Here is a 6,573-nt window from a genome sequence, read left to right on the forward strand (position 1 = left end):
TTTCCAAACCCCTAAAAACACCCTATTCTCTTAAAAACCTTAACCAGCAACAAACTCTTTTTTAAACACGATTCTAAGCACCATCTAAAACAACAATAAAAATAAACATAGGATTTATATATAAAGTAAGCAATAAAGACATTTAACAAGTCCGCAATGAGCTACTTTCCCCCTGCCAGTAAGGCGTAGTATCATCACCCACGATGTGCTTAGCTTCTTGGTTCGGGATGGAGCAAGGCGTTTCCACATCTGTATAATCACGGACATTGTTATTTAAATATTCTTTGAAAGATTGAATTTAAAAAATAAAGATTAATCTTTTATTTCTTTACTTTTTTCTTTATTCTCTTTCTTCTTTTGTTTTTCTTTCTTCTTTACTTATCTTTTATCTTTGATAAGTTTTTATATAGAATACTTAAAAAACAATGTTAAGAGCAAGTTCTAATATAAACTCTACTTGAAAGATTTCTATGAAACTCTAAATATTATCTATATTCAAAGCTTTCTTAAAAACCTTAACAAGGAAGTGATGCTTTATTAAAGATAAGCCAAACGCTCTATTAGTACTGGTCAGCTAAAGGACTTTCATCCATTACACACCCAGCCTATCAAACTAGTAGTCTTCTAGAGAGCTTAGAGAAGATTCATCTTAGAGTTGGCTTCACGCTTAGATGCTTTCAGCGTTTATCCTTTCCAAACTTAGCTACGCTGCGATGCTCTTGGCAGAACAACAGCTACACCAGTGGTTTGTTCAACCCGGTCCTCTCGTACTAGGGTCAAATCTCTTCAATCTTCTTACGCCCACGGCAGATAGGGACCGAACTGTCTCACGACGTTCTGAACCCAGCTCGCGTACCGCTTTAAATGGCGAACAGCCATACCCTTGGGACCTGCTCCAGCCCCAGGATGCGATGAGCCGACATCGAGGTGCCAAACCTCCCCGTCGATGTGAGCTCTTGGGGGAGATCAGCCTGTTATCCCCGGGGTACCTTTTATCCTTTGAGCGATGGCCCTTCCACACAGAACCACCGGATCACTAAGACCGACTTTCGTCTCTGCTTGACTTGTATGTCTTGCAGTTAAGCTGGCTTATACCTTTATACTCTACGAACGATTTCCAACCGTTCTGAGCCAACCTTTGTAAGCCTCCGTTATTATTTGGGAGGCGACCGCCCCAGTCAAACTACCCACCAGACATTGTCCCACTTGAGGATAACTCAAGCTGGTTAGCTACCCAAATAAGAAAGAGTGGTATCTCAACAACGGCTCATATACAACTGGCGTCATATACTCAAAGCCTCCCACCTATCCTGCACATTCTTATCCAAGTAGCAGTGTCAAGCTGTAGTAAAGGTCCACGGGGTCTTTCCGTCTTGCCGCGGGTAGGAGGAATTTTCACCTCCACTACAATTTCACTGGATCCCTCTTTGAGACAGCTCCCATCTCGTTACGCCATTCATGCAGGTCGGTATTTAACCGACAAGGAATTTCGCTACCTTAGGACCGTTATAGTTACGGCCGCCGTTTACTCGGGCTTCGATCAAGAGCTTCGCTAATGCTAACCCCATCAATTAACCTTCGAGCACCGGGCAGGCGTCACACCCTATACATCCTCTTACGAGTTAGCAGAGTGCTGTGTTTTTGGTAAACAGTCGGGAGGGACTCTTTGTTGTAAGTTTCTTCGCTTTCGGAGTAAATCCTAGTACGAAGCTAACCACACCTTATACCGAAGATACGGTGCTATTTTGCAGAGTTCCTTAAAGAGAGTTCTTCCACGCGCCTTAGAATACTCATCCCACCCACCTGTGTCGGTTTACGGTACGGGCAACATTAGCTAAACTTAGAAACTTTTCTTGGCTCGACGGCATCAGGGGTTCTTCTATCCATCCGAAGACTTCAAAAAGCCTTTCAGTTCTCGGAGTGTTCTTATACGGATTTGCCTGTATAAGCTCCTACAACCTTAGACTAGCACTTCCATCCGCTAGCCCCCTTAGCCCTAAGCGTCCTTCCATCGCACACTAATGTTGGTATTGGAATATTAACCAATTTGCCATCGTCTACCCCTTTCGGACTCGACTTAGGACCCGACTAACCCTACGATGACGAGCATCGCGTAGGAAACCTTGGGTTTACGGCGTTAATGATTCTCACATTAATTATCGCTACTCATGCCTGCATGCTCACTTCTATTCGCTCCAGCACTCCTTACCGGTATACCTTCGACGCAAATAGAACGCTCTCCTACCACTTGCACACAACTTAAACTACTTAAACTTTAAACCAAGAATATTTTTACTGATTTTACTAAGTTTTATTTCTATCTTTACTCTATAAAAATCAGTAAAAATATAACTTAAAACATATAACTTAGTTTTTTATATTCTAAACTTAAATAATCTAAGTTGTGTGCAAGTCTACAGCTTCGGTACTTACTTTAGCCCCGTTATATTTTCCGCGCAAAATCACTAGACCAGTGAGCTATTACGCTTTCTTTAAAGGATGGCTGCTTCTAAGCCAACCTCCTGGTTGTTTAAGTAACTTCACATCGTTTTCCACTTAAGTAAGATTTAGGGACCTTAGCTGGTAGTCTGGGTTGTTTCCCTCTTGACGACGGATTTTATCACTCGCCGCCTGACTGCTGTGATTACATATAAGGTATTCGGAGTTTGATAGGGTTTGGTACATTGGTGTATGCCCTAGCCCATTCAGTGCTCTACCCCCTTATATTACGACACAACGCTATACCTAAATATATTTCGGAGAGAACCAGCTATCACGAAGTTTGATTGGCCTTTCACCCCTATCCACAAGTCATCCCGGGGCTTTTCAACGCCTATGGGTTCAGTCCTCCACTAGTTCTTACACTAGCTTCAACTTGCTCATGGATAGATCACTTCGTTTCGGGTCTGCAGCATCTGACTAAGCGCCCTATTCAGACTCGCTTTCGCTACGGCTTCGCGTTTGCTTAACCTTGCCAGACACCACAACTCGCAGGCTCATTATGCAAAAGGCAGTCCATCACACTGTATTGCTACATAGTGCTCTGAATGATTGTAAGCAAATGGTTTCAGGTTCTATTTCACTCTGATCACCTCAGTTCTTTTCACCTTTCCCTCACGGTACTTGTGCACTATCGATCTGGTATTAGTATTTAGGGTTGGATCGTGGTCGACCCGGATTCAGACAGGATTCCTCGTGTCCCGCCCTACTCAGGATACTGCTAGCTAAGCTTTGTTTTTCGCATACGGGACTATCACCCTCTATGGCTATACTTTCCAGAATGTTCTGCTAAACTCAGCTCTTGCACATTGCAGTCCTACAACCCCCAGTGCAAGCACTGGGTTTGCCCTCTTGCGCTTTCGCTCGCCGCTACTGACGCAATCTCTATTGATTTCTTTTCCTGAGGGTACTAAGATGTTTCAATTCCCCTCGTTCGCTCCTATATAGGTAATGTATATCTCTATACATTGGGTTGCCCCATTCGGAAATCTACGGATCAAAGCTTCTTGACAGCTCCCCGTAGCTTATCGCAGTCTAGTACGTCCTTCATCGCCTTTACCAGTCAAGGCATCCACCATTCGCTCTTAGTAGCTTACCTTTTGATGTTCTTTTAGCAGATGAGCAAAGCTCATCCTAAAGAACCAAAGCTAAAGACCTACCCCGCCAACCTAAAAGATATTAGGCTTAAAACGAAATAAACTAAACATTCATTAAAAAATTAATGTAGATAAAGCTTCAATTCTTAATCGCTAAAAAAACAATTTGCATAAAAGTTAGATATAACCTAACTTCTACCTTTTTTATTGATTCTAAAACGCATCACTTCCTTGTTAAAGTTTTTATGATAAGACTTCTTTATCTTAAGACGGAAAGCATTCAAACACTTAATATAGAACTAAATGATTTAGTCTTAACTAAGCTGTGAGTTTGAAACTTGTCTTTAATTTACAAATCTTAAATCTAATATTCTCTTTATTATAGAAATAAAGATAATTAAAAGATATAAGTTAAACCAAAGAAAAGATAAATAGGTTTTATCCTTTAACAAGTCCTGTAAAATTGTTTTTATTAAAACTTGCTTGTGACTCTTAACAATGATAATTAAAAAGAACATTTAGGTTTAAAACCTAAAGGAAGTATATATATATTAATATAATCATTATAAATATAAATACATAATGTATATGCTACTTATATCTATTTAAAGTATATTCTTTTATAGCTAAAGATAAAAATAAATCTAAGTATAGAGTTTATATTTTATATTTAATCTACTTTATATACTTGCTTTAGATTTTAAAGCTTTTTTATTCAAATCTTTTTTATGGTGGGCCTAACAAGACTTGAACTTGTGACCTCACCCTTATCAGGGGTGCACTCTAACCAGCTGAGCTATAGGCCCTTAATAAATGGTGGAGAATAGCGGGATCGAACCGCTGACCTCCTGCGTGCAAAGCAGGCGCTCTCCCAGCTGAGCTAATTCCCCATAAACAATTAGCTTTATCATCAATCTTTGAAATCTAAACAAGAATCAATTGAGTTTATATATTGAAGTAATAGTGGTGAGACTTATTACTTTGTACTCTAGAAAGGAGGTGATCCAACCGCAGGTTCTCCTACGGTTACCTTGTTACGACTTCACCCCAGTCGCTGATTCCACTGTGGACGGTAACTAGTTTAGTATTCCGGCTTCGAGTGAAATCAACTCCCATGGTGTGACGGGCGGTGAGTACAAGACCCGGGAACGTATTCACCGTAGCATGGCTGATCTACGATTACTAGCGATTCCGGCTTCATGCTCTCGAGTTGCAGAGAACAATCCGAACTGGGACATATTTTATAGATTTGCTCCACCTCGCGGTATTGCGTCTCATTGTATATGCCATTGTAGCACGTGTGTCGCCCTGGGCATAAGGGCCATGATGACTTGACGTCGTCCACACCTTCCTCCTCCTTACGAAGGCAGTCTATTTAGAGTGCTCGGCCGAACCGTTAGCAACTAAATACGTGGGTTGCGCTCGTTGCGGGACTTAACCCAACATCTCACGACACGAGCTGACGACAGCCGTGCAGCACCTGTCTCTAAGTTCTAGCAAGCTAGCACCCTCATATCTCTATAAGGTTCTTAGGATATCAAGCCCAGGTAAGGTTCTTCGCGTATCTTCGAATTAAACCACATGCTCCACCGCTTGTGCGGGTCCCCGTCTATTCCTTTGAGTTTTAATCTTGCGACCGTACTCCCCAGGCGGTACACTTAATGCGTTAGCTGCATTACTGAGATGACTAGCATCCCAACAACTAGTGTACATCGTTTAGGGCGTGGACTACCAGGGTATCTAATCCTGTTTGCTCCCCACGCTTTCGCGCCTTAGCGTCAGTTGAGTTCCAGCAGATCGCCTTCGCAATGGGTATTCTTGGTGATATCTACGGATTTTACCCCTACACCACCAATTCCATCTGCCTCTCCCTCACTCTAGACTATCAGTTTCCCAAGCAGTTTAATGGTTAAGCCATTAGATTTCACAAGAGACTTGATAATCCGCCTACGCGCCCTTTACGCCCAGTGATTCCGAGTAACGCTTGCACCCTCCGTATTACCGCGGCTGCTGGCACGGAGTTAGCCGGTGCTTATTCCTTAGGTACCGTCAGAATTCTTCCCTAAGAAAAGGAGTTTACGCTCCGAAAAGTGTCATCCTCCACGCGGCGTTGCTGCGTCAGGGTTTCCCCCATTGCGCAATATTCCCTACTGCTGCCTCCCGTAGGAGTCTGGACCGTGTCTCAGTTCCAGTGTGACTGATCATCCTCTCAGACCAGTTAAGCGTCATAGCCTTGGTAAGCCATTACCTTACCAACTAGCTGATACTATATAGTCTCATCCTACACCGAAAAACTTTCCCTACTCAACTTATGTTAAGCAGGAGTATAGAGTATTAGCAGTCGTTTCCAACTGTTGTCCTCTTGTGTAGGGCAGATTAACTATACCTTACTCACCCGTGCGCCACTAATCCACTTCTAGCAAGCTAAAAGCTTCATCGTTCGACTTGCATGTATTAGGCACGCCGCCAGCGTTCACTCTGAGCCAGGATCAAACTCTCCATAATAAACCTTCTTTAGCATCAAGGCAAAGCCTTGACTAAGAAGCAAGCTAAAGGCCTACCCCGCCAACCTAATAGATAAACTACTTAGATTGCATTAAAGAGATAAACCTTATTACTTTTATAGATAGTTTAATCTTTTTCTTCAAAGAAAAAGTTATAAAAGATTAAAAGAAAAGCTTTTAATCTTTTTAATTATTAGATTGAATAGATTTTACATAATTGCTTATGCCTAAATCTTTCTGGCTCAATCGATCACTTATTTAGATTTCAAAGATTGACTAATAAGATTTGAATAACAATACTAAGTTAAAAGAACAAAACAAAAAATCATTTTTAAAAGAAAAGTTTTTAAATTAAAAAACTAAGATTTATAAATAAAACTTTTTAGCTTTAAATTAAAAAATTAAGAAAGTTAAAAACTCAAATAATTTAAAAACTTAAAAAATCTAAAATAAAGTTAATTTATAAAATCTAC

The 6,573-nt window shown here is 41.0% G+C and carries 2 tRNA genes and 3 rRNA genes; all 5 read right to left on the reverse strand.

Annotated features, from left to right (window positions below):
• Nucleotides 1-148: 148 nt before the first annotated feature.
• Nucleotides 149-265, reverse strand: a 5S ribosomal RNA gene (gene rrf / locus AJ932_RS06500).
• Between the two features lie 274 nt (nucleotides 266-539).
• Nucleotides 540-3,598: ribosomal RNA gene (locus AJ932_RS06505) — 23S ribosomal RNA — on the reverse strand.
• A gap of 727 nt (nucleotides 3,599-4,325) precedes the next feature.
• Nucleotides 4,326-4,402, reverse strand: a tRNA-Ile gene (locus AJ932_RS06510).
• A gap of 8 nt (nucleotides 4,403-4,410) precedes the next feature.
• Nucleotides 4,411-4,486 (reverse strand) — tRNA-Ala (locus AJ932_RS06515).
• A gap of 102 nt (nucleotides 4,487-4,588) precedes the next feature.
• A 16S ribosomal RNA gene (locus tag AJ932_RS06520) occupies nucleotides 4,589-6,101 on the reverse strand.
• The 16S, 23S and 5S rRNA genes sit together here with 2 tRNA genes alongside, the layout of an rRNA operon.
• Nucleotides 6,102-6,573 lie beyond the last annotated feature (472 nt).

Origin of the sequence: Campylobacter sp. BCW_6873, assembly GCF_001762365.1 — a bacterium.
GTDB lineage: Bacteria > Campylobacterota > Campylobacteria > Campylobacterales > Campylobacteraceae > Campylobacter_D > Campylobacter_D jejuni.